Annotated in this window: 22 protein-coding genes; 5 read left to right on the forward strand and 17 right to left on the reverse strand. The window is 37.1% G+C overall.

Annotated features, from left to right (window positions below; genetic code table 11):
* Positions 1-37: 37 nt before the first annotated feature.
* Together ACSQ6I_RS14290 and ACSQ6I_RS14295 are read left to right on the forward strand one after the other, a co-directional pair.
* Positions 38-2167 (forward strand): sensor histidine kinase, encoded by a 2130-nt coding sequence (locus ACSQ6I_RS14290; protein ID WP_438890981.1) that lies wholly within the window; start codon positions 38-40, stop codon positions 2165-2167.
* Positions 2168-2576: 409 nt separating this feature from the next.
* Positions 2577-3215 (forward strand): DUF2808 domain-containing protein, encoded by a 639-nt coding sequence (locus ACSQ6I_RS14295; protein ID WP_438890982.1) that lies wholly within the window; start codon positions 2577-2579, stop codon positions 3213-3215.
* Positions 3216-3584: 369 nt separating this feature from the next.
* Here the strand turns inward: ACSQ6I_RS14295 and ACSQ6I_RS14300 are convergent, their stop codons facing one another.
* From ACSQ6I_RS14300 to ACSQ6I_RS14350, 11 genes are all read right to left on the reverse strand, one after another.
* Positions 3585-3830, reverse strand: a complete 246-nt coding sequence (locus ACSQ6I_RS14300; protein WP_438890983.1) for a DUF7219 family protein — start codon at positions 3828-3830, stop codon at positions 3585-3587.
* 8 nt (positions 3831-3838) lie between these two features.
* On the reverse strand, positions 3839-4405 hold the full coding sequence (gene ssuE / locus ACSQ6I_RS14305) for an NADPH-dependent FMN reductase (protein ID WP_438890984.1): 567 nt from the start codon (positions 4403-4405) through the stop codon (positions 3839-3841).
* Positions 4406-4471: 66 nt separating this feature from the next.
* On the reverse strand, positions 4472-5632 hold the full coding sequence (gene ssuD / locus ACSQ6I_RS14310) for an FMNH2-dependent alkanesulfonate monooxygenase (protein WP_438890985.1): 1161 nt from the start codon (positions 5630-5632) through the stop codon (positions 4472-4474).
* Between the two features lie 178 nt (positions 5633-5810).
* Positions 5811-6611 (reverse strand): aliphatic sulfonate ABC transporter permease SsuC, encoded by an 801-nt coding sequence (gene ssuC / locus ACSQ6I_RS14315; RefSeq protein WP_438890986.1) that lies wholly within the window; start codon positions 6609-6611, stop codon positions 5811-5813.
* Between the two features lie 403 nt (positions 6612-7014).
* A complete protein-coding gene (locus ACSQ6I_RS14320) occupies positions 7015-7878 on the reverse strand; it encodes a TauD/TfdA dioxygenase family protein (protein WP_438890987.1) in 864 nt (287 codons plus the stop codon).
* A gap of 38 nt (positions 7879-7916) precedes the next feature.
* Complete coding sequence (locus ACSQ6I_RS14325) at positions 7917-9029, reverse strand: aliphatic sulfonate ABC transporter substrate-binding protein (protein ID WP_438890988.1); 1113 nt, start codon at positions 9027-9029, stop codon at positions 7917-7919.
* A gap of 360 nt (positions 9030-9389) precedes the next feature.
* On the reverse strand, positions 9390-10871 hold the full coding sequence (locus ACSQ6I_RS14330; protein ID WP_438890989.1) for an amidohydrolase family protein: 1482 nt from the start codon (positions 10869-10871) through the stop codon (positions 9390-9392).
* A gap of 34 nt (positions 10872-10905) precedes the next feature.
* Positions 10906-11715 (reverse strand): ATP-binding cassette domain-containing protein, encoded by an 810-nt coding sequence (locus ACSQ6I_RS14335; RefSeq protein ID WP_438890990.1) that lies wholly within the window; start codon positions 11713-11715, stop codon positions 10906-10908.
* A 484-nt stretch (positions 11716-12199) separates the two neighbouring features.
* Entirely contained in the window at positions 12200-13021 is an 822-nt protein-coding gene (locus tag ACSQ6I_RS14340; RefSeq protein ID WP_438890991.1) for an NADPH-dependent oxidoreductase, read from the reverse strand.
* 46 nt (positions 13022-13067) lie between these two features.
* Entirely contained in the window at positions 13068-14156 is a 1089-nt protein-coding gene (locus ACSQ6I_RS14345) for a sulfonate ABC transporter substrate-binding protein (RefSeq protein ID WP_438890992.1), read from the reverse strand.
* Positions 14157-14227: 71 nt separating this feature from the next.
* Positions 14228-15907 (reverse strand): iron uptake porin, encoded by a 1680-nt coding sequence (locus ACSQ6I_RS14350; RefSeq protein WP_438890993.1) that lies wholly within the window; start codon positions 15905-15907, stop codon positions 14228-14230.
* Between the two features lie 459 nt (positions 15908-16366).
* Between ACSQ6I_RS14350 and ACSQ6I_RS14355 the strand changes: the two genes are divergently transcribed.
* On the forward strand, positions 16367-17407 hold the full coding sequence (locus ACSQ6I_RS14355; protein WP_438890994.1) for an NADP(H)-dependent aldo-keto reductase: 1041 nt from the start codon (positions 16367-16369) through the stop codon (positions 17405-17407).
* Positions 17408-17512: 105 nt separating this feature from the next.
* On the opposite strand, the gene ACSQ6I_RS14360 is transcribed toward ACSQ6I_RS14355, so the two are convergent.
* The 6 genes from ACSQ6I_RS14360 to ACSQ6I_RS14385 all read right to left on the reverse strand — a co-directional run bounded on the left by ACSQ6I_RS14360 (position 17513) and on the right by ACSQ6I_RS14385 (position 22150).
* Positions 17513-18118, reverse strand: coding sequence for a pentapeptide repeat-containing protein (locus ACSQ6I_RS14360; RefSeq protein WP_438890995.1), 606 nt, complete (start codon positions 18116-18118; stop codon positions 17513-17515).
* A 239-nt stretch (positions 18119-18357) separates the two neighbouring features.
* Entirely contained in the window at positions 18358-18672 is a 315-nt protein-coding gene (locus tag ACSQ6I_RS14365) for a hypothetical protein (protein WP_438890996.1), read from the reverse strand.
* Positions 18673-18707: 35 nt separating this feature from the next.
* Complete coding sequence (locus tag ACSQ6I_RS14370; protein ID WP_438890997.1) at positions 18708-19382, reverse strand: cadmium resistance transporter; 675 nt, start codon at positions 19380-19382, stop codon at positions 18708-18710.
* A 473-nt stretch (positions 19383-19855) separates the two neighbouring features.
* A complete protein-coding gene (locus ACSQ6I_RS14375) occupies positions 19856-20281 on the reverse strand; it encodes a YidH family protein (protein WP_438890998.1) in 426 nt (141 codons plus the stop codon).
* A gap of 387 nt (positions 20282-20668) precedes the next feature.
* Positions 20669-21292: a hypothetical protein gene (locus tag ACSQ6I_RS14380; protein WP_438890999.1), complete on the reverse strand. Its 624-nt coding sequence runs from the start codon at positions 21290-21292 to the stop codon at positions 20669-20671.
* A gap of 105 nt (positions 21293-21397) precedes the next feature.
* A complete protein-coding gene (locus ACSQ6I_RS14385) occupies positions 21398-22150 on the reverse strand; it encodes a cadmium resistance transporter (RefSeq protein ID WP_438891051.1) in 753 nt (250 codons plus the stop codon).
* A 335-nt stretch (positions 22151-22485) separates the two neighbouring features.
* Here ACSQ6I_RS14385 and ACSQ6I_RS14390 point away from each other — a divergent pair, with 335 nt between their 5' ends.
* Entirely contained in the window at positions 22486-23421 is a 936-nt protein-coding gene (locus ACSQ6I_RS14390; RefSeq protein ID WP_438891000.1) for a LysR substrate-binding domain-containing protein, read from the forward strand.
* Between the two features lie 342 nt (positions 23422-23763).
* Entirely contained in the window at positions 23764-24420 is a 657-nt protein-coding gene (locus ACSQ6I_RS14395) for a class I SAM-dependent methyltransferase family protein (protein WP_438891001.1), read from the forward strand.

Consider the following 24420-nt stretch of genomic DNA (forward strand, 5'->3'; position numbering starts at 1 on the left):
TCAATTCCATCTTTATACAACTAAGTAATACCAAGCCATGAAACTCCTGATTAAAATTGGTGTTTTAGCACATCGAGATATCCAGAACACGCTACAAACTTGGCAAAAAACAGCAGATTATCTTACGTCAGAACTTCCTGAATATCACTTTACTATTGTTCCTCTAAATTTCACTCAGATTGAGGCTGCTGTTGAACAGAATGTAGTGGAATTTGTGATTACTAGTCCAGGAATATATGTGGAATTTGAAGCCCTCTATGGAGTAAATCGCCTGGCGACTTTAAAGCACCTGCGGATGGGAAAAGCTTACACCATGTTTGGTGGGGTAATTTTCTGTAAGGCTGATTGTGACAATATTCAGAGTCTTACGGATTTACGGGGTAAAAACTTTGTTGCTGTTGCAGAAAATTCTTTTGGGGGTTGGCGATCAGCATGGCGAGAAATTGTGGAAGTAGAGATAAATCCTTATCGGGATTTCCAAAGTCTGCATTTCACCAATAGTCATGATGCAGTAATATATGCCGTTGGGCAAGGTAAAGCAGATGCAGGAACTATTTCTACAAATGTATTAGAACAGATGGCTTTAGAAGGAAAAGTTGACTTGAAAAACTTCAAAATTATTAATCAGCAGACGCAGTATGGAGAAAAATTTCCCTTTGCTTTGAGTACCCGGTTATATCCCGAATGGCCTTTTGCTGTCACCCAAGAAACTTCGAGTGAATTAGCAGAACGAGTAGCGATCGCATTGCTAAAATTACCAAAAAACCATCCCGCAGCAAAAGCAGCAGAATCGGAAGGTTGGACAATTCCCCTCAATTATCAATCAATCCATGACTGCTTTCAGGTTTTGCAGGTTCATCCTTATAAAGATTTCGGTAAAATCAGTTCCAGCTTTGAACTTGCAGTCAAGGGATCAAATGATGGTTTGTGGGACTGGAATCTAGAAACAAATGAAGTCTTCTTCTCTACCCGCTGGAAAGAAATGTTAGGGTATGCGGAAACGGAGATCCCCAATCACTTTGAGGAATGGAAACAGCGTTTGCACCCTGATGATAGCGATCGCGTTTTGAAAACTTTTCGGCAATACTTTGAAGGACAACTTTCCACTTACGAACAGGAATATCGCTTGCAACATCGCAACGGTAACTATCTCTGGGTGCTTTGCCGAGGAATACTGGTGCGAGATATTGGAAATAAACCATACCGCATAGCAGGTTCTCACACTGATATCACCCGACGCAAACAAGCCGAGGAAGAATTGCGACAGTCTGAATTACAGCTAAAAACTCAAACTCAGTATTTGCGACAAGCACTGAAAGAATTGCAACAAACACAAATGCAATTGATTCACAGTGAAAAAATGTCAAGTTTAGGGCAATTGGTAGCAGGAATTGCTCATGAAATTAATAATCCAGTAAATTTTATTTATGGTAATCTCAACTGTTTAGAGGAGTACGTTCAAGGCTTATTGAATACAGTTCATATATACCAGCAATCCTATCCCCAGCCGATAGATCCAGTTCAAATAGCAATAGAAAAATTTGAACTTGATTTTGTTAGTAACGACCTGCCGCAATTACTCAATTCTATGCGTGTGGGTAGCGAAAGAATTAGAAATATTGTCCATTCTTTAAGAAATTTCTCACGTTTGGATGAAGCAGAAATTAAACCAGTTGATATTCATGAAGGCATTGAAAATACATTATTAATTTTGCAGCATCGTTTGAAAAGTAATTCTCACAAGCCTACTATTATTCTTAATAAAGAATATGGGAATTTACCAGTAGTGGATTGTTCTCCAGGACAACTCAACCAGGTATTTATGAACATTTTGAGTAATGCCATAGATGCTTTAGAAGAAACTATTACCCATCAGCCAAGTAATTTTATTCCTACCATTACTATTCGGACTAATGTGATAGATAATCGTTGGGTTTTGATCTACATTGCAGATAATGGATTAGGCATGGGAGAGGAAACGAAGCTACGAGTATTTGATCCCTTCTTTACAACCAAACCAGTTGGGCAAGGAACAGGACTAGGATTATCAATTAGCTATCAAATAGTAGTAGAACGACATAGTGGCAAACTTGATTTATTCTCAGAACCTGGGAAGGGAACAGAATTTCAAATTCAGCTTCCCCTTTGTCGAGACTTGGCAACTTAAATCGGTTATTCAACCAGAGTCACCATTACTGAATTGAAGTATGAAATTGGAAAAAAGATAAAAATGGCGCTTCTAGGCTAAGTTTATCTCAATATATAAAGTTTTGTTACGCAATTCAACATTTCTGATTCTAGTGACAGGGTTTTTACTTAGATATTGCATCTAATTACATTTCTCCACCCTGATTATCCATAGCCTAATTTCTGATTTAATCCACCTAATCAGATAGGAATTTGGACGATTAAAATTAACTAATATATATAACTTTTATGGACTTCAACTTGTTAGACTTAAAGGATTGAATAAAACCAAATACCCTATTGTACCAGTTTAGTTGCATAATCTGGCTAATTGTAGATGATTGAACTCATTTTATGTCTCACATTTGAGTTTAGTTTTCCATTTTATCATGCCCATGCAACCAAAGCGTATTCAGGTATTTATTCTTAATTATTCAATATTTTCTGTTGATAAATTGTCCACAGAAAAAGCTAATTCAAAATATCCATTACCAACAAAAATGAACAGCTTTATAATTCTGTGTAAAACCCTATTTATTGGTACAGGAATCTGTTTGCTATCTGTTCCTGCTACCTATGGAATACAAGCAAAACCGTTGTTAACTGCTGAAACAACCTATAATCAAACTAGTGCTTGGGGAGCAACCTATAATTTCACAATCAAATTACCTGCCTCCACTGCTAATGTGCCACTGAAACAAGTAGCACTCACACAAATAGAAGGATTGGAAACTATTGACTTCGATGAGAAAAATAGTATTGCCTTTGTAGAAACAAACGGACAAAAAGAAAAGCTAGGTGTCATCCTAGCCAAAGACGAAAATCAACCGCAAACCCTTATTGTCACCTTTGATCAACCAGTTGTAGCTGGTAAAACAATCACTATCGGTTTAAAACCTTTTCGTAATCCCACTTACGAAGGTATTTATCAATTCCGAGTGCAGATTGTCCCCTCTGGTCAAATGACAAATAATTTAGTTGTTGGTACTGCTCGTTTGCAATTCTACGGCAATACTAGTAATGAATAATTGAGAATAATCTGATTAATTTGAGTATGTCTGTTATGGAGAATATCTCCTTTTTAGGTCGCTTGTACATGGTTGTTAATTCATTGAATTAAAACCGATATAGAACTCCTATTTAATTTTTGAAATATATGTGAGTAGGGTTATGCTTTACAGTAATTGCATACGGTAAGCAATGCCTAAACTAATGAAGATTTTTCAAAAATAATTGAGTAGGATTCCTTTAGTAAGCTAAAACTTGAGTAATATTCTCCTTTTTCTAAAGTACCTTGGCACAATTAAATATAAAACATTTCTCCAAACCTCTCCCTTCTCTACCAGGGAAGGGGGTTGGGGGGTTAGGTTTATATTATATTTTTTAACGCCCACTTACTAAAAAACTGATATTTTTTTCTTGGTCATTTTTAACTGTTTCCAGAGGACTTGAATTTGTTTATACGCCTCTTCTGAAGAAAGTTTACCACCAGTTTGTAGACTGCAAATATAGTTCACTCGTTGAGAAAAATCTTGGAGTTGAGCGTTAAATGCTAAGTATTCCGAGTTAATTTGCCCATAATATGGATTATGAGGATAAAGAAAATCAGATAGTTCGGATAACAAATCAGAGTATTGATTCATAGATACCTTTAATTACTATAAGCTAGTTGTTTGACATCTAACTGGGCATTATTTACAGTTTGTACAAATTCTTTTAAAACTTCTTGCAGGCGTTCTTCCAGTTCTTTATCTAATTGAAGATTGCCATCAGCTTGAACTTGAATTTGCTTATCCACTGCATAAACAGTACTTAAAATATGCCTTGCCCCTAACTCACCTAGAACAGGTTTTAATGCGTATTCTATTGATAATAAATGAGCAATTGTACCTCCAGTAGCTAAGGGAAGTAAAACTTTACCAGTCAAGGCTTTCTGGGGTAATAAATCTAAGAAAGATTTGAGTAAGCCTGTGTATGCAGCTTTGTAAATTGGCGTAGCGATAATTACTCCACTTGCTTGTTCTAGGAGTGCTTTTGGTTTTTCTAAAGCTGGACTATTGTAACGTCCATAAACTAAATCTTCAGCAGGTAAATCCCGCACAGAAATGATATCCGTTTCTAACCCTTGCTGGGAAATAAATTTAGTCGCATATTCTAAAAGTCCGTAGGTTCTGGAAGGATGAGAAGGACTACCAGCGATCGCTAAAATATAAGCCATGTAACAAAAACCTCTAATTTGAATTATTTTCTCTCTCTGTGTCTCTGGGCGATTTTGACCAAAGACTTAATCTACGGTAGCAACTGCTTTCTTCCTGGGTTGCTGTTTAGGAAATTCCCGATTAGCAACAATTTCGCCAAAAGGACTTAATAGTTGTGGTTCTACTGTTGGTAAATTATCTAAAGGCAAGTGAGGGAAAAGCAATTCTGCGACCCGATAAGCTTCCTCTAAATGGGGATAACCAGAGAAAATAAATGTCTCAATTCCTAAATCTGCGTACTCTTGCATTCTTCTAGCAACAGTATCGGCATCACCGACCAATGCAGTTCCTGCACCACCACGGACTAAACCAATTCCTGCCCATAAATTTGGGCTAATTTCCAAAGCTTCCCGACTACCGTTATGTAATTCCTTCATCCGCCGCTGTCCGACTGAATCCATCCTGGCATAAGCTTGTTGGGATTTAGCGATCGCATCTTCATCCACATAACGAATCAAATCATTGGCTGCATCCCAAGCTTGACTCTCCGTTTCTCTAACAATCACGTGAAGACGAATCCCAAAACGTAATGTTCTCCCTTCTGCTGCGGCTAATCGTCGTAAATAAGTAATCTTTTCAGCTACCTGTGCAGGTGGTTCACCCCAAGTCAGGTATACATCAACGTGTTTAGCAGCAATTTCTTGGGCAATAGGAGAAGAACCACCAAACCACAAAGGTGGATAAGGTTTCTGCACAGGGGGAAAAAGTATTTTACCTTCTTTGATGTTGAGATAATCACCTTCAAAATTGGCAACCTCACCCGCAGCTATTTCCCGCCAAACAGATAAAAACTCATCTGTCAGTTTATAGCGATCGTCATGACTAAGGTGCAAACCATCACCGGCTAATTCCACAGGATCACCACCAGTCACCACATTAATTAATAACCGTCCGCCAGAAATCCGATCAAAAGTCGCCGCCATTCTTGCCGCTATCCCTGGTGACATCAACCCCGGACGTATCGCCACCAAAAACCGCATTTTTTTAGTATGAGTTACCAAAGTTGATGCCAAAACCCAGGCATCTTCACAAGAACGACCTGTCGGTAATAAAGCACCCGTAAACCCTAATTGATCAACCGCTTGGGCAATCTGTCGCCAGTAATCAAAGTTGACTGACCTGCCGCCTATAGCAGTTCCTAGATAGCGTCCATCGCCATGAGTGGGAATAAACCAAAGTACTTCCATGATTCTTATTTAAATTAGCTGTAAAACTTTTAAATCGCAAATTACGTTAAGTCTATCGACAAACTGTACTATGTGGTATGTCCAAAATTATTACATATATAGGTGAAGAAAAGCAATACTTTTACCAAAAAATACTGTAACTCTATCAAATATATGTAGTTTTAGCTTTGACATTGTCTTAACCCTTCAAATAACTGGGGTTCCACTGCAACCAGTAATTCTCCAAAGCTCTAGCAATGACATCAGCCAGCTTACCGAACAGGGCATATAATAAAATGCTCAATACCACTACATCAGTTTGCATAAACTCTCTAGCATTCATTGCCATATAACCAATTCCTGAATCAGCAGCAATAGTTTCCGCTACAATAAGAGTTAACCACATAATTCCTAGAGAAAAACGCACACCCACCAAAATCGAAGACATAGCCCCTGGAAGAATAATTCGCCAAAACAAACCCCAAGTGTTTAAGCCGTAAATTTTACCCATTTCTATCAAACCATGATCGACACTACGAATGCCGTGAAAAGTATTTAAATAAATGGGAAACATCACACCTAAAGCGACAAGAAATAACCTAGCTTCATCGCCAATACCAAACCACAATATTACCAGCGGAATTAATGCTAAGTTAGGAATATTACGCAGCATCTGAAGAGACGTATCTAACAACTTCTCAGAAATGGGAGAGATACCATTAAGTAACCCCAAACTAAACCCAATACCTCCTCCAATGACAAAACCAGAAATTGCCCGTGTAGCACTAATACCAATATTTATAAACAATTCACCTGTTCTAGTTAATTGAATCCCAGCATTAACTACTGCTAAAGGCGCTGGTAATATTCTTGTGGGAATTACACCAGTAGTGGATAATATTTGCCATAAAACAATTATTAACATCGGTACAATCCAAGGCACAAAACATTGAAAATAGCGATTGTTAATAAACTTAAAATAGAATTTATTCTTTCTCATTGTATAACTTGAGGAAAAATCTTTAGAACTAGAATAAAGTTTCATAATGAGCTATTACAGTAGAATTCAGGAGTCGAAACTCACGGCGAAGCCTCATTGATCTGCAATCTGCTGTAATTAGGTAAAGAATGCAATTAATTAATTTTTTTACTCAGCACTCTTTCAGTAATAGCAGGATTTTTTCGCTCAAAAATTACTTAAAGTCTCAAAGCCCCCTTAACCCTGTTTCGTCAAACTGGGAATCAAAAAAATAATTTCCTAATTTTCACGCTCCAAATATGCTCTCTTATTTCAATATTTTGAAACATTAATAAATCGCCAAAAGCCTTGTTAAATAAAGGATTGAGATTTTGCGTTGCCGAAAGTGACGAAAGAGGGTTAAAAGGGATTTAGGTGGATCGAATTAAAATGGGCGACTACCAGCCAAACTAACACGTTTCATGACCCGACGTTGATTAGGATCAAAAGCTTGGCGGTAATGCAAAGTAGATTGATTATCCCAGTAGACAATATCACCTACAGACCATTTATGTTGATAATAAAACTGAGGTTGATGAAGATGTTCTCTCAACTGTTCAATTAATTCTGAACCCTCTTGAGGATCTAAACCGACAACTTCAACTTCTGTGGCATAATCTAAATATAAAATCTTCTTACCACTTTCTGGATGTGTTCTTATTAGTGGGTGAGGAAAAACAGGACTAATTAGAGGAATACTCTGATCAAAACGATATTTTGAGCGTGGTACACCTGGTTTATTTAAAAATGGATTATAAGTAATCAACTGCAAATCTGCAATTTTTCGCTTTGTGGAATCATCCAAAGTTTTATAAGCTAAATTCAGGTTTAACCAAGAAGTATCTCCACCTTCAGATGGAACTTCTAAAGCATAGAGTAGAGAACCACTGGAAGGATAGGGTGTCCATTTGTGATCAGAATGAAAAGCTAATTCACCTGTACCAGTGTAGCCACCATCTACATTAGAAACAGGAATGATCACTGGTGTAAATCCTGGTTGAGAAGCTAGAACCGGAACATCATCTGGTGGTACAAATAATGAGCCAAAGTTAAAAGCAAAATTTAAAAATTGCTCATTATTGAGATTTTGATTTTTGAAGATGAGAATATGATAATCACGTAATGCTTGTTTAATCTGTAAAATTGTTTCAGGTGCAAGATATTTTCCAGCATCTAATCCAGTAACAGTGGCTCCCAATGGTGCATTAATGGGAGTAATTTGAAAGTTAGTTAAAGTGAGTGTTGGCATAATTAAAAATTAATTCAAAGTTCAACAAAAAATAATGGCTATTTTTGAGCAAGCACTTCCTTGGGAGTAATTTCTGTATATTGTTCAGGAGTTAAAAAACCATCTCTGACATTTACTTTTTTGGGTATTAATCCTAAATTTAACCATTTGTCAGCAACTTCTTGTTGTTTATTGATTACTTCTTCATTAATTGGTACTAAAGCAAAATCATATTTACTATGCATTTTTTCTAATGTTGGTACATCAAGCTGCGTTGCTGAAGTGAGCAATTGAGCAATTTCCTTAGGATGATTCCTTGCCCAGACTTGAGCTTTTTGTAGTTCCTCCAGAAATACTTTAATTACTTCAGGTTTTTCTTGATAGAATTTGCGATTTGTGGTGTAAAAATTGTTAGTATCTCGCAATCCACCGCTACCATCTATTAGCACACGACCAACTTTATTTTGTACATTTCTAGTAACAAATGGTTCCCAGATAAACCAGGCATCTACTTTACCTTGGCTGAATGCTGCATTAGCATCGGGAGGTGCTAGAAAAACTGATTCTACATCAGCGAGTTTTATCCCTTCTTTTTCTACTGCTCTCACTGTCAGGTAATGACCTATAGATGCTTTTTGAAAAGCAATTTTTTTACCTTTTAAATCTTGGAAATTTTTAACTGGGGAATTAACAGGAACTAAAAGTGAGACTGCTTGACCATCTGAAGAGTTTGCGGCTAAGTATACAAGAGGTGTTCCAGCAGCCTGAGAAAAAACGGGGGGTGATTCTGCGGTAGAAGCGATATCAAGTCCACCTGCATTTAAAGCTTCTAGCTGTTGGGGTCCAGCAGCAAATTCTGGCCATTCGACTTTGTAACCTAGCGATTCTAATCGTTTTTCTAGAGTACCTTGTTTTTCTAAAACTGCTAGGGCTGTCAGTTGTTTTGAGCGGACAATTCGGACTACTTTTTTACTAGTATTATTACTAGAAGTATTTGCACTAGCTGTGTTATCTGTAGAAAAATTTGCTTGTTTTTGAGTGTTATTTGGTGAGTTACTGCAACTAAATAGCAGAATAGATAAGATTAAGCTGTGTCCAAGAAAAAATATTGTGTTACGACGGTTGATACGTCGGACTTTCCATGATTCAAACTGATTTTGCCAATCTTCCATAAATTTATTTACCTCTTGTTAATTTGGCTTCAATTCAAAATTGAATTAATTCTCAATTTCAATTCAAGAAGTTTTTGTTTTTCTGAGCCGATGGGTTTCATCTTTAAAAAAGTAAGGTGAAAATTACCCACCTCATTTAGCCGTAAAAGAGACTTATTGAAGTACGAAATGTGGGTTTTAGAAATATTAGGTAACAGTTGGTAGTTTTTAGTTGAGTAACCAATTGCCGATATGATATCGCTCAATTTGTAATCTACGGGATGTGAAGCCTGAAGGAAAATAAATCCCGGCAGTATCTATACTAAATCTAGGGAAGAGAAATTGCAGGAATGGAAATTGAGATAACGGGAAAATTCTTAATTACCGATTAACACTAACCAAATACTCATCTGCGGCTTTTTCTACAGCAGTTCCTTTGAAGAAGTTACGATTGAGACTGGTATACAATTCCAAGGGATGAATTGACAGAAAATGCTGCAAATCTTCCTCAGTGATAATTCCCCGTTCTACAAAAGAGTAGGAATTAGTAACAACGGCAGTAATATCTGGTACATCCCAATGACCAGAATCAGAACCTAAAAAAGCTTTAACGCGATCGCCAAAAGGATTAGCTTTTCTATTAAAAGCATGGGCAACACGAGTATCATCTGATTCTGTACCAAAATAGAAATGATTCAAAAATCGTTTCTGCACATCCTCAGGATGTTCAATTCCTGCTGCTGCAAATTCATCCAATTCCCCTGGATTTTCTGGTGCAAATAACTTACTGTAAAATCCTAAACCATCACCGAGTTTATCCAAACGACCTTCTACTAATTTGTCGCCATAAGTAGCAAACAGTTCCCGTAGTAACTCCCGGTCTACATTCACAGGGTTATTATTTTGCAGAAATTCTCGGTTACGAGTTTCCCAATGCCAAAGGATATCTGCGTATAAACTTGCACCCCAAGCGGAACCTCCTTCTAAAAAGGCGAATTTGAGGGAAGGGAAGCGCCGTGTCACACCACCAAAAAAGAGGGATTTACACAGCGCCTCACCGGCTGAGGCAAAGTGGCCAATATGGTTATATTGATAGTTAGAAGTTGAGCGGCGCGTTGTCCAACCCATACCCGAAGAATGGGTAGTAGGAACTACTTTTAACTCTACGCACTTAGCCCAGAAGGGGTCATAATCATATTCGCTATCCAAGCCAAAGGTATCAATCCAGACGGCTTCGTTGGTGACTTCTTCCCCATATTTTTGGAATGCAGCGATCGCACGCCGCACATGACCAGGAATTTGAATCGCTTTTAATCCCAGTACCTTGACTGCATATTCCAACTCCTCAATTGCTTCTTGGGGAGTGTGCATGGGAATCGCTGCGATCGGAGTCAAGCGGTCAGAATAAGGACGGAAGATATCTGCATGATATAAGTTGGCAGCACGGCAAACAGCACGTCGCATTTTTTCATGTCCAATATGCGGTGCGAGGGTTGCCAAATTGGGATACACTACAGCAAAATCTGTTCCCGCTTCTTGCAAACGTTCATGCAGCAGTTTGGGTAAGCTAACGGTGGCTAAACTATAAGTGTCTTTGGTAGGACGAGTCCAAAACGGAGGACGGGCTGTGCGGTAACTATGGCGTTCTTCAGAAGTTTGGTGGAACCATTTACTGCGAGAAGCACCAGGTAAATGCTGTTGAAAGCGGTCTACGATTTCAGTTCCAGCAACCAACTCCAAATAATCTAAGAACGCGGGGGGAAATTCCTGGGTATGAACATCGGTATCTATCACAGGATAACCTAACTTTTCGCGTATCTGTGCAGATTTGCTTTTGTGTGGACGTTCTATGGCAATAGTCATAATACTGTCTCCAAATGGTTTCTAATTTCGGCATTTATGCAGACATTGAACTCAACAAATAAGAAGATTCGGCTATCAATTCTTTTTGTGGGTATTTTTCCTTACCCATTACTCTGTCTAAGATTCTCTCTACGGTTTTTGCAAACTTTGCATCTCCTCTAGCCCGTGGACGTGGCAGGTCAATTTTCAGATTCATACTAATTTGACCATTTTCAAGTAAAATTACTCGGTCTGCTAGTACAACCGCTTCTTCAACATCATGGGTAATTAACAGTGCTGTAAATCCTTGTTCTTGCCACAAACGTTCTAATAATTGCTGCATTTCAATTCTGGTTAGGGCATCCAACGCCCCCAAGGGTTCATCTAGTAGTAATAAAGAAGGTTTACTCGCCAACGCCCTAGCTAAAGCTACCCGTTGCCGTTGTCCACCGGAAAGGACGGAAGGCCATTCGAGGGCGCGGTCTTCTAACCCCACTTCACGCAGCACTTGTAAAGCCGTTTGCTTGGCATAAACTTTGGAGTTAGAACCTAATAGACCTAACTCTACATTTGTTAACACTCGTTGCCAAGGTAAAAGTCGTGCATCTTGAAACATCATGCGGATAGTTGGATTAATGCGCTGCTCATTATATTTACCATTCAATAAAACATTGCCATCACTAGGAGCATCTAACCCAGCAACTAAACGCAACATTGTACTTTTACCACAGCCACTCCGTCCCACAATGGCCACAAATTCTCCTGGCTGAATCTCTAAATCAATTCCTTGTAAAACAGTTTTGTTTCCAAAAGATTTTTTCAGCCCTTTAAGATTTAATTGCATTCCTTTTACTTCATTAGTCATATTCAAAACCTCTCATTTTAGATTTTTATTAGTCAGCCTAAGTAAATCTGTCAACTAAACATAGGCTGCGATCGCATAACAATCTTTCCAACCGAAATTTCGGTACTGTGTATCTGCTGATAGCTGAATGCTTAAGTTTCATTTTTAATCAGCTTGAATGTCTCTCAAACAAAAGCTTTAGTAAACAAGCATCTGGCATTGATACCAATATGCTTGTTGTTTAACTCTGTTTTAGGTTAATCTCCGGTAACTCGGTAGGAATACCGTAGCTTTATATTAGTCTTGCATAATTAGATCAAAAATGCAAGTATTTTTTAGAATAAATGTACAAAAAAATCCCCACTTGTCTATGGAGATTTACCGCATTCAAAATTTTGACAATTAACTAATTAATTGCTCACGTCAAGTAAAATAATCTCTCTTTAAGAGTTACAGCATATTGCAGATAAATGAGACTCACAGCAAAGCCTGAATTCTGCTGTATTTAACGTAATTCAAAACCCAGATTATTCAAAGCCTCCCGTAACCTATCCCGACCTGATAAAGACTCAGCAGACGCTACTCTTTTGCTAGAATATTCCGACCAATCACCAGGAATATTCATTTTCTGCGAAGCATAAAAATCTTTCATAATTTGATTGTAAAGAGAAATTCCTTCATTTTGTTTTGCAAGTTGATAAGTTTCCCGATGTAGCACTACCGACTGAGGCAAACGTGGTTTAACAGCTACATTCACAATGGGATCGGCATAACCAATACATAACCCAAACACTGCAACTACATGAGAAGGCAAATTTAATAATTGCGCCACTTCTTCTGGTTTGTTTCGTAATGCACCAATATAAACTGTTCCTAAACCAAGAGATTCTGCCGCTACTACTGCATTTTGGGCTGCTAAAGCTGCATCTATAGCCGCCATTAAAAACATTTCTAAATAATCTAAACCCTCATGGGGTATTCCATCACTTTCGGCAACATAGGTCAATCTTGCCAAATCTGCTAACCACACTAAAAATAGAGGACTCTGGCGAATATGAACTTGATTATTAGCCAGTTTTGATAACTCTTCTTGGCGATTTTTATCTTCTACTGCTACTACACTCCAAGTTTGGAGATTAGAGGAACTAGAAGCAGATTGGGCTGCGGCTATTAAAGTTTCTAAAGTTCCTGGAGGTAAAGCATTAGGTAAGTAAGCCCGAATTGAACGATGAGATAACAAAGTGGCTAAAGTATCATTTTCAGGTAAATTATCGCTAAATGGAGCTAAACCATAACGGCGGTTAAGTAGTTCACGAAAATTGCTCATAATTTATTAGTTATTAATCAATGATTCTTAATCCCCAACTCCTAACTTATAATTTGGGCGAAAAATCTGTATATTGCTCTGGTTTTAAAAATGCTTCCTTAACATCAATTTTTTTAGGAATCAATTTCAATTCATAAAACTTATCCCCAACTTTTTGCTGTTCGGAAATTAAGGCATTATCAATCGGCACAATACCAAATTTCTTTCTTTGAGTTGATTTTTTCATGGTTTCTAAATCAACACCTAAAATCGGAGAAAGAGTTTCTGCCACAGTATCACGATTTTTATCAGACCAATCCTCCAATTTCTGAATTTCTTCAAGCATGGACTTAATAATTTGTAAATTATCAGTTGCAAATTTACGGCTGGATAAATAATAGCCGCCCTGTTTTGTAATTGCTTGCCCATCAATTAATACACGAGCATCTGTATTTTTTTCTGCTGCTGCGTAAAAGGGGTCCCAGATTACCCAAGCATCTATACTGCCCTTAACAAAAGCAGCCCTGGCATCGGCTGGTGGCAAATAAATAGGTTGAATTTCACTGTATTTTAATCCAGCTTTTTCGAGAATTTGGACTAGCAAGTAATGGGCGCTTGATCCTTTTTGAAAAGCAACTTTTTTACCTTTCAAATCAGCTATTTTTTGAATAGAAGATGCTTTGGGTACTAAAATTGCTGAACCTGCTGGACTTGGTGCTATTCCTGCAATATATGTAAGTGAAGCACCTGCTGATTGAGCAAAAATTGGTGGTGATTCTCCAGTATGTCCAAAATCAATGCTACCAACGTTCATTGCTTCTAAAAGCTGAGGCCCTGCCGGAAATTCAATCCATTGAACAGATACTCCTTCTGGTTGTAAGCGTTTTTCTAAAACTCCCTTATTTTTAAGAAGAATTGCTGATTTTTGATAACCAAATCTAACTACTGTGGCTTTTGTCTGAGTAGAATTATTAGTAGATACAGTATTAGTATTGTTGGCATTATTGGCTGTGCAAGCGGCAAATAATAAGCTGAGGCATAAGCCAGTAACGAAAGAGCCAAAAATGCGAATAGGGATGACAGAAAATAACTGTTTTCGACCACCAATTTGAAAAAACCTCAATCTTGTAAACCGCTGAAATATTCTGTTGATCATTACAATTAAATCCTTTATAGACTAATAGTACAGTAAACTGATAAATTTACCGTAGTTTTAGAGCAAAAACTCTAGAAATTAAAGGTTGTACGGAGAGCGCCTACCCAAATTAGGTCATTGGTAGCATTATGTTCTGGCGTGGTAATCAGATAAAAAATCGGAGTGACGCTGATGTTGTCATTTACCCGGAAACGATAGAAGGTTTCAATGTGCAAAGATGTATCTTTATCTTCTCGCTTTTGTCCAGCTACCTGAAAACTATTACTTGTGACTTTAGGTGGAACTCCGACAGTAATTCCTCCCACGTTACCTTGTTTAAATAAATCAGGAAAAGAAAGAGTAAGCGCCCCATTGATAATTGTTGCATCATTGTTACCGCCAACTTCTTGGTGAGCAAGGGTGTAACCAAACCAACCACCTAAATGAAACTTAGAACTGGTTTTCCAATTAAATTGCAAGCCAAAGTTATCGGATGTGGTGGCATATACAGTTGTAGAATTTAGTCTGAAGGGATCTCTAGCAAAAGAACTACCTGTACCACCAGTGAGATTATTGCCAGAATTAGTAGGAAAGTATTTGCGGGTGTAAGTTAGCCCTAAATCGAATTGCTTACTAGGAGAGAATGTGAGTTGAGCCAGTGCTGCTTGGGAACTATCATTAAAAAGTCCTTTATCGGGTTGATTTGCCTGAAAATTATCAGCAATGTAGCTTAAATTAAGTTGTAATTTATTGTTAAACTTGTAAGCAACAGCCGCCCCTGCACCATCAAAACCAGGTCTATAAACAGTTGGGTTAAACTGTCCAAACCGAGAAATACCACCTTGTGCAGGGTTACCATTTAAGGCGTTTAATGTAGGAGTTGTCGCCGGAAAATTGACTGTTCTCGGACCTATCCAAACCGTAGCATTTTTGCCGACTGGGAAACGATAAAATAAACTGGCAATATATAAGCTACCATCTGCATAAGGACCAGACTTATCCACAGAAAACCGGGTCATGTGCGTTCCTGTACTACTTGCTAAAACAGGAATATTGTTTGCTGTTAGGGTAGTTATTAATTGGTCTTTACCTGTAAAACTAGTTTGCAGGTTAAGCCTAGCTTGGTAAGATAAAAAAGTATTAGTATCATCTTTGGTATCATTAGCAGGAGTATTATTTGCTCTGTCACCAAAGGTATCAGCTGCTAAGAATATAACTTCACCCGTCAATTTGGTTGTTGTCGAGAACTGATTGGCTTCTATCTCTGCTGCCCGTGCTTCTAAGCTATCTAATCTTCCTCGTAATTGAGCTATTTCTGGACGAAATTCTTCAGTTAATCGTTCTAGAGTTGCTAAATCTTCCTTAGTCGCAATATTCGCAGTGGATGATGCAATGAGTTTAGTAACTTGGTCTAAGCAGGCACTTAACCCCGCTGCAAATTCATACCGAGTTAAGGGGCGATTTCCTCGATACTGACTATCAGGATAGCCAACAATACAGCCATATCTCTCTACTAAGGATTGCAAGGCTTGAAAAGCCCAGTCACTGGGTTGAATATCGGAAAGTTGGGATACAGATGTAATTGCAGATTCCTTAGTTTCTAGAGTGTTTTGGGCAACTATTTGGGTAATTTCTTTAGAAGAAGCAATCTTTAAGTGGATACTTGATACAGTTTCTTTTTCATTAGCAATAGTTTTTTTACTATCTATAAAAAGTAGTATTCCTAGAAAAATTGGCAAAGTGAGCAATAAACTCCAAATAGGTTTTTTCATTTTGATAACCGCACACACATAATTTTATCCAGTACGAAATTACAACCAATTTTGTATTTATCGTATTGACCGTAGGGAAAGTATCAAAATTTATCAGATAAAACTTTCCCATAAAAGGTCTACCCTCGGTAAATTTTGTATTTGTAATGACATGAAAGCCTATAGTAATGACAAGATTACCTTATTTGATAATAATACGGCAACTTGGTCGATTTACTGTTATTTGCTTTGATTAAATAGCACTATTTCACAAAAAATGTAGAATTTGAGTGTTTATGGATACATTTTTTCTAACTTTACATTATTTGTTACAAAGGGTTGTCTATCTCAACAGTGTATGATAGTATACGGTTTTAGATATTAACTCCGGTAAATCAATAGATTTAGTGTAGTTACGTGAGATGGTCATATTTTTAGTTTTTGTAGCAAAAAGTAATTAAGGAGAATTATCCAAATATTATGAAATACAACCAACTGGGAGAAAGTGACCTCCAGGTTTCGGAAATTTGTTTAGGAACCATGACTTATGGTAATCAAAATACTATTGAGGAAGCACATCAACAACTCGACTATGCGATTACCCAAGGGATAAATTTCCTAGATGCTGCGGAAATGTACCCAGTACCACCTCGTGGTGAAACCCAAGGAAAAACTGAAGCATATATTGGAGAATGGTTGAAAAAACAGCAACGAGATCAACTTATCGTCGCCACAAAAATTGCTGGGACGGGTCGTCCTTTTTCATGGTTGAGAGGCGGAAGTAACAAAATTGACCGTGATAATATTACACAAGCTGTTGATGATAGTTTGCAGAGATTACAAACTGATTACATAGATTTGTATCAAATTCATTGGCCTGATCGTTATGTCCCTACCTTTGGACAGACAAGTTATAATCCCGAATTTGAAAGGGAAACCGTACCTATTGCTGAACAGTTAGCAGCATTTGCTGACATTATTAAAGCTGGGAAGATTCGTTATTTGGGTTTGAGTAATGAAACGCCTTGGGGAGTAAGTGAGTTTATTCGCATTGCTAATGATTTGGGATTACCTAAAGTTGTGTCAATACAAAATGCTTATAATTTACTCAATCGCAACTTTGAGTCAGCCTTAGCAGAAGTTTCTCGCTATACAAATGTTGGTTTATTGGCTTATAGTCCCCTGGGTTTTGGTTTTTTAACTGGTAAGTATATCGAGAATCAACAATTGGAAAATACGAGAATATCTCTGTTTCCAGGTTTTGGACAACGCTATTTAAAACCCAATGTGCAGGAAGCTGTAGTTGCTTATGTAGAAGTAGCCAAGAAGTATAATATTACACCTACACAATTAGCGATCGCATTTGTCAAAAGTCGCTGGTTTGTTAAAAGCACAATTATTGGTGCTACAACTTTGACACAATTGCAAGAAAATATAGATGGTGTAAATGTAGTGCTAGAAAAAGAGATTTTCGCAGAATTAGATGCAATTCATACCCGTTACCCTAATCCAGCACCTTAATCATTTTTTGTAGAAAATACAAAACGAAATTCTCACCTTACTTAATAGTAATGGTGAGATTGCACTTGTTACTTATGTCAATTGCATCTAGCTACACATTTGGAATTACTGATACTGATTCGTGAATCCTGCGGGTACTATTGCATTTTCCAAATCAGCCTCTAGCAGGTTTGCACCTTGTATTTTTGCATTTGTGAGATTTGTTTTTTGTAAATCTGCCTTTTGTAAGTTTGCTCCTTGCAAATCAGTCCCTAGTAGATTTGCTCCCTCTAAATCTGCATCAAATAAGTTAGCCCCTTGCAAATTTGCCCCTTGTAGATTTGCTTTACTTAAATCTACTCCCTCTAAATTAGCTGCTGTGAGAATTGTTCCTTGTAGATTGGCTCTTTCTAATTCTGCTTCTTGTAGATTTGCACCTGCCAAATTAGCTGCTTGCAGATTTGCATTGTCTAATTGCGCTCCAACTAGGTTACATCCAACGCATTCATTAGTTGTTAATAGATGTTGAACATTTGCAGCTACAGTAGCTCTTGGACTTGCAACTGGCTCAGGAGATACTATTGGAGTTGATACGGATTCTGTAGCTACTAATGGTATTTCTGATTGAGCTAAAGCATAGGGCTGATCAAACAGAGAAAATACCGTTAGAAATGCTATAAATACAGCACCTAAAAGCCAAGCACTTACTTTTTTTGAGTTTGATTTGTGCATTTGTTTATTCCTCTTGAATTCGATATTGTTTTTTAATTTGGGTTAGATTCACTTTGATTCTACATTAATACCAATCCATCCTCAAAATCAAATACTATTATTTTGCATGACGATAAATAAAAGTGATGATTAATTTTTAGTTGGTTATTAAAACTGCAAATCTATAATTTGCTTGATGTATTCATCTATCTATAGCAGTTCTAAATAATTCATGAACACTTCTATTAATTAAATTATGTTTATAGGGTTTTGAAATAATTATCACTTTTGTCAATTTCCAGCCGTTCTCGACTTACCCAACGATTAACAAACTCATTTTTCTCTTTTTCTACCTTGACTTGTACTTGCTTAGATCCTAATTTGATAACTTCAACAGGAATTCGTTGGGTGTTTTCAGAGTCAGCACGAGCTTTATAAAGCCAGATAAGTTTTTGTCCTATGAAATAGTCAGAATTTGCACTTAAGTGTGACGTTCCATCTGCCCAAGAGGGGACAGCAATTACTAAATTGACCAAAAGTATTAAAATCATTAAAGATATTTTGAGAATTTTCATGTGTGTGATTGAAGCTTTTATTTACGACAAAGAATTTATTGAAAAAGCATTGCTAGATTAGGTACAAGTTCATAAGTTCCACTTTTAACGATGATGGATAACCCCAAGTATATTAATACAAAAGGAAAGATTTTTCGACCATATCGAGTCATAACAGAAGCCATAATAGGATTGCGAGTCAGGTTGTAAGAAAGAAAGCACCACAGTCCAATACTTGAATAGCAAACACATAAAATTACTGCCAGACTGGGAACATTACTGCTGGCAAATAACGGGACATAAATACCAATATTATTTCCGCCATTGGCAATCGTTACCGCAGAAACGCGATAAGTTTGGGGATCTTTGAGCGTTGCTAATAATGTTTTGTCATGACGCTTATGTTTGATTGAATGAGCAAAGTTAACTGATACGGCTTGTACAGTATCTTCTTCCTCTTCTCGATTCATAAGATGGCTGATACCAATCATGATTGGGAGAATCCCTAGCAATCCAATCCATGCTTCTGGAAGCAATAAACCACCAAAGAAGCCAGGAAGACTAGCCATTACTAATGTAGTAAACCCCATAAATTCGCCAATAATAATATGCTTGGGACGAAATATATGATTTACTTTGCCAAAAAAAGCTGTCAAGTATAAATTATCATCAAACGTCGTTGCAAAAGCCGCAGATATTCCAATAAGTAATGTTCCAATTAGCCAACTCATAGTCTTTCTCCGCAATGATTTATCGAAATTATTTCAGAAGCTATTTGAAGCTATTATCATCAATTAAAGATGTAATTTATTTCTTCAACAGGTAAGCTTAATAGCTTATAAATTCAATAATATGATCTGGCTAAGATAAGAGCAAATACTCTTTTTTGTTAAAACGATAAAATGAATTTATTAATTTAAACATTAAAAAACCAGGACTAGAAATAGCCTGGTGCAAAACATTAATATTTAGGGTTTGCTAAAAAGTTTTTGCTTACGCCCTTCTCAATAGCTGCGTGTCACAGTTAATGTTTCTTATAGAGTGTATCAGACTCGATAATTTGGTAACGGGCAACACACTCTACTAATATGCCAATTGCATAAGTCCTGATCAATTAAAAATTAATTTGACAGATACAATCTAGGAAAATCAGTAGAATTTTAGGGTATTATTGCTGGGTTTTTGTATTTTTAACTTAACTAAATCATTCCAGTATAAAAGTATTCAGATAATCTAGAGGAACCGTAAACACATAGTATAGTACTCCCATCCCAAGAATAACTACAGCTAGACTCGCCAGAAGTATCCAACGATCTGGTGGTTGATAAGTATCTTCGTCAATATCTCGGCGAACAGCGAAATAATGCTGTGTTGAAAGTAATACTGTCAATACTCCCACCACGGCAAAAGCTAAACCTAACTTCCAACCATTCCCAGGAGGTTGTGGTGCTAGTGGAGGTGAAATAATTCGCAACCGCACAATTAAAACGCCAAAACCCATGAGGGCAATACCACTCCGCATCCATGCTAGATAAGTACGTTCATTTGCTAAGTGATCCCGAACTCGGTCTGAACGGTACTTCTTTTTTTCTAAATTCTTCACTTCTAATTTTTTTGTCTCTATTTTCATAAGATTTATGTGCTTAAGTAGCTATTGAATTTTTTAGTATTTAATTATTTTTATTTAATAAGACTATATCACTAATATATTTGTCAATTAAACGCTATTTATTTTTACTCGATTCATTTTATTGATTAATTTAAGTTTTTTAATCACTTGTTTTTATCGAATTTCATAATTTTTAGGTTGCTTTGGTTTAACTTGATAAAAATATAAATAGGATTTACGCACGAGTCCTACAATATTGAACCGCAGAGGGCAGTTCGGAATAAGAGGAAAGGGAGAGTTTTTGCATAAGTCCTAATAAATTGAAAATAAAAGAGCCAGAAAAATTCTGACTCTTTGTGTTTATTAAAAATTTTTGCTTAATCTACATATTCAATCAATACTAGTTACTTAATCGTCAATTTGTGCAGTGGTAATTCCGGTATCGATCGCCGTTTGGAAATTCTCAGGAATCAACCAGTTTACTTCACCAGATTGAGAAACCTTCGCAGGTGGGAGATTGAATTCAATTTCTCCAGTTTGGGGGTTGTTTGTCGCAACTAACCGAGTTCCATGAACAATCTTAAAAGCTTTAGCAGGTATTGCTGCTTTTTCTTCTGTAGCCGCTTGTCCAGGTATGTAAACGCCTTGACAGTCCCATGCATCATCAGTTTCTACATTACTGGGTAACAGATATAATTCATTATCGTAGGTTGAGGTAGATTTTTTCGATTTCTCACCGTAGACTAGCAGGGGTTTATCTGTTTCATTACGACAAATTCCTACAGAATCTTCACTGTTTTCTAAAATGTATTTTTGGAATTGCAAATTAGAAATCTTTTGTTCTATTTCTGGTGTAGAGCCTTGGGTTTGTTTATCTTGTAAAGTAGATTCTAGTGATTTTGTGACTTCTATATAGTCTGGATCATTAGCATATTTTTTTCCCGCCCATGATGGTTGAGCAATCATCAAGTTTACTAGCAGTAATAAGCAAATAAGGGTAATCTTGACAAGAGTATTTTTGATGAATTTCATGTTTTTATCCTCAGAAAAAAGTTTTTTAGATCCTAATTACCTGATTTCAGGTATTAATTAAACGTTTTTAATCTGTCGGTTGATGCGGCTTATTACAATAAAAGCTCAATTTTTTTTAACTCCAATTAAAACTTCAGTTTCAGGTAACTCCACAGAAAATCCATAATTTTCTAGCCAAGTGTTTTTGCCTAGAATTAACAGGTAAGAACCAAGACTTAAACAAGTGATGAGAAGTAAAGTAGGAGTTTCTAAAGTGTGGCTTTCTATTAAAATGGAAACACCCAATCCCATTAAAATAAAGGGAACTAAAGAATTACCGTAGCGAGTGATTGTCAAGGCGATCGCTTTTACCTGAGTTAAGCAATAAGCTGTATAACACCACACACCTACCATTACGAAGAACACTATCAAAATCACAAGTAAGCTATCCCATGTATTTGTGGCAAACATTGGCATATAAATACTAATGTTGTCACTGCCATTAGCGATTGTAACTGCTGCTACACCATAGGTTTGAGGTGAAAGGAAATTGCTCCACCAAGCTGACGAAGATTCAGGAGTGTTTAAATTTTCTGTCTCATTAGTTTCTTGATTTAGTAAACGATTAATACCAATAATGATGGGAATAATACCGAGTAACCCAATCCAAGAGTCTGGGAGAATGAACTTGCCAAAAAAGCTGGGCAAACTTGCAACCACTAACGCACTAAAACCTAAATACTGACCGAAAACGATGTGACGATTGCGAAAGCAAGTATTTATTTGTGAAAAAAACAGTGATAGGACGACGATATCATCGAGATTGGTAGCAGCGAAAGCAGTCAGTCCAGTAGGAATAGCAGTTAATAATCCACTCATGGGTACGTCATGTCTCCTTAATGGTAGGTAGTGACTCTCAACCATCTGTATCGGTGACATGAAGGCTTTGAGTGTTGGAAATTCTTAGGTTTCAGAAAGTTATTGAGTCCCTAAGCACTTTTGCTAAAGGCATAGTTTTACTCTATGGCTGATTATTAATAAGAGCAAACAGTCTTTTTTGTCAAATCCATAGATTGAACTTATGGTTTTTCAAAGATGACTGTAACCACGACATTAAGAAGATTTACGGTTATCTACTGTTTTCCGGTAAATTTACCGTATAATGCTTTCAAGGTGTTCAAGATCACTACCGTACAAGCTTGTACATAGTCAAAATGACGTTGGAACAGTTGCGAATTTTTTTAGCCGTGGCAGAAATGCTGCACTTCACCCGTGCAGCCGAAGCACTTTATATTACTCAACCAGCAGTCAGTGCTGCTATTCAAAGCTTGGAGATAGGATATGGGGTGAGATTATTTCATCGCATTGGTCGTCATATTGAAATTACAGACGCTGGTAAATTATTACAGGGTGAGGCGCAAAAAATTCTTGATCATGTAGAGTTAACAGAACGTGGCTTAAAGGAATTAAATAATCTACAACGAGGGGAGTTGAAGATCGGTGCTAGTCTTACAGTTGGTAACTATTGGCTACCCGAAAAAATTAGCCAATTTAAGCAGTTATATCCTGGCATTTTTATAAATTGTAAGTTAGGAAATGCTGAAGAAATTTGTGAAGGGACTGCCTTAGGTATGTATGATTTGGGTTTGGTAACAGGTGATATTAAACCATCATTGCAGCAATCTTTAGAAAAAAACGAAGTTGGAAGCGATCGCTTGCAAATCGTTGTAGGTAAATCTCACCCTTGGTATCAGCTGACTGAGATTTATTTAGATGAATTATTTAGCACAAGTTGGGTAATGCGTGAGTCTGGTTCCGGCGCACAGCAAATGTTTGAGCAAGCCTTACAAAGTTGGGGAATTGAACCCAACAAGCTGGATGTTGTACTGAACCTCAACACCAGTGAAATGGTGAAAGCAGTTGTAGAAAGTGGCGTTGGTGCATCTGCACTACCAGAATCAATGGTGAAAAAAGAAATACAATTAGGGACATTACACGCTGTACAGATTACCAACCCGCACAAAAAATCTGGAAAGAAACTAGAAATTGTCCAGCCTGTTTGGAAACTCAAACACCGCCAACGCTTTCATACACGCGTAATGATAGCTTTTGAAGCAATACTGACGCAAGAAAATGCACAAGTTGCATAGTTTGACTTGATTAGAAATTATTTAGCATCTTTTTCACCAGATGTAAATTTTCGGCATTGCAGAATTGAAGGATGAAATTCAAAACTTCTTTGCGCCTATTCTTTGCTACGCAACGCTACCGCGAACGAGATTGCGAAGCGCGATTGCGCGAAACAAAATTCATACCGCCATTATGCAACGCCAAATTTTCAATTATTGAGGACTTGATTTATTCAGAGTTTCTATGGTAGTCTGTATTTATCATAAAACTACGGTAATTTGATAGACTTGCAGTAGTTTTGTATATAAGTAATCAATTACACACTCTAAAATTAAGTTTTTAGCAATTGGAAATCTTCTTTTATGCTAAAAGATTGGTTAGAATGGCACGATCTTTACAACACTGAACCAAAATTACAGCAGCGTCTAAAAATCGTGCAGGAATATATTTCCTATAGTTTGGATAACTCCCCAACAGGGGACATTCGGATAGTCAGCCTTTGTGCAGGTGATGGACGAGATTTATTAGGAACTTTAGCAAAACATCCCCGCGCTAAAGATGTATATGCGAAATTAATTGAAATCAATCCCCAGTTAGTTGAACGTGGACGTGCAACTATAGAATCATTAGGTTTAACAAAGCAAATTGAGTTTATCAATGGTGATGCAACTGCTGCTGATAACTATGTAGGAGCAGTACCAGCAGATATTGTCATTGTTTGTGGTATTTTTGGCAATTTAGCTGATGAGAATGAACTCAATCGGTTGTTAGGAAACTTGAGTTTTATAAGTAAAAAAGGCGCGTTTGTTCTCTGGACTCGTGGACATTTTAACTGTATTGCTTATTCAGAAACAGTGCGTAAATACTTCCGTGATTTTGGATTTGCAGAAGTTAACTTTAAACTCACAGCAACAGGAGATATGGGAGTAGGTATTCATCGTTATTTAGGTGAAAATCTACCTACACCTAAAGAAGAAAAACTATTTGTATTTTCTGGCGTTCCAAATAAGGCGAGGTAA

This window comes from Anabaena sp. WFMT (genome assembly GCF_051781005.1).
Lineage (GTDB): Bacteria > Cyanobacteriota > Cyanobacteriia > Cyanobacteriales > Nostocaceae > Anabaena.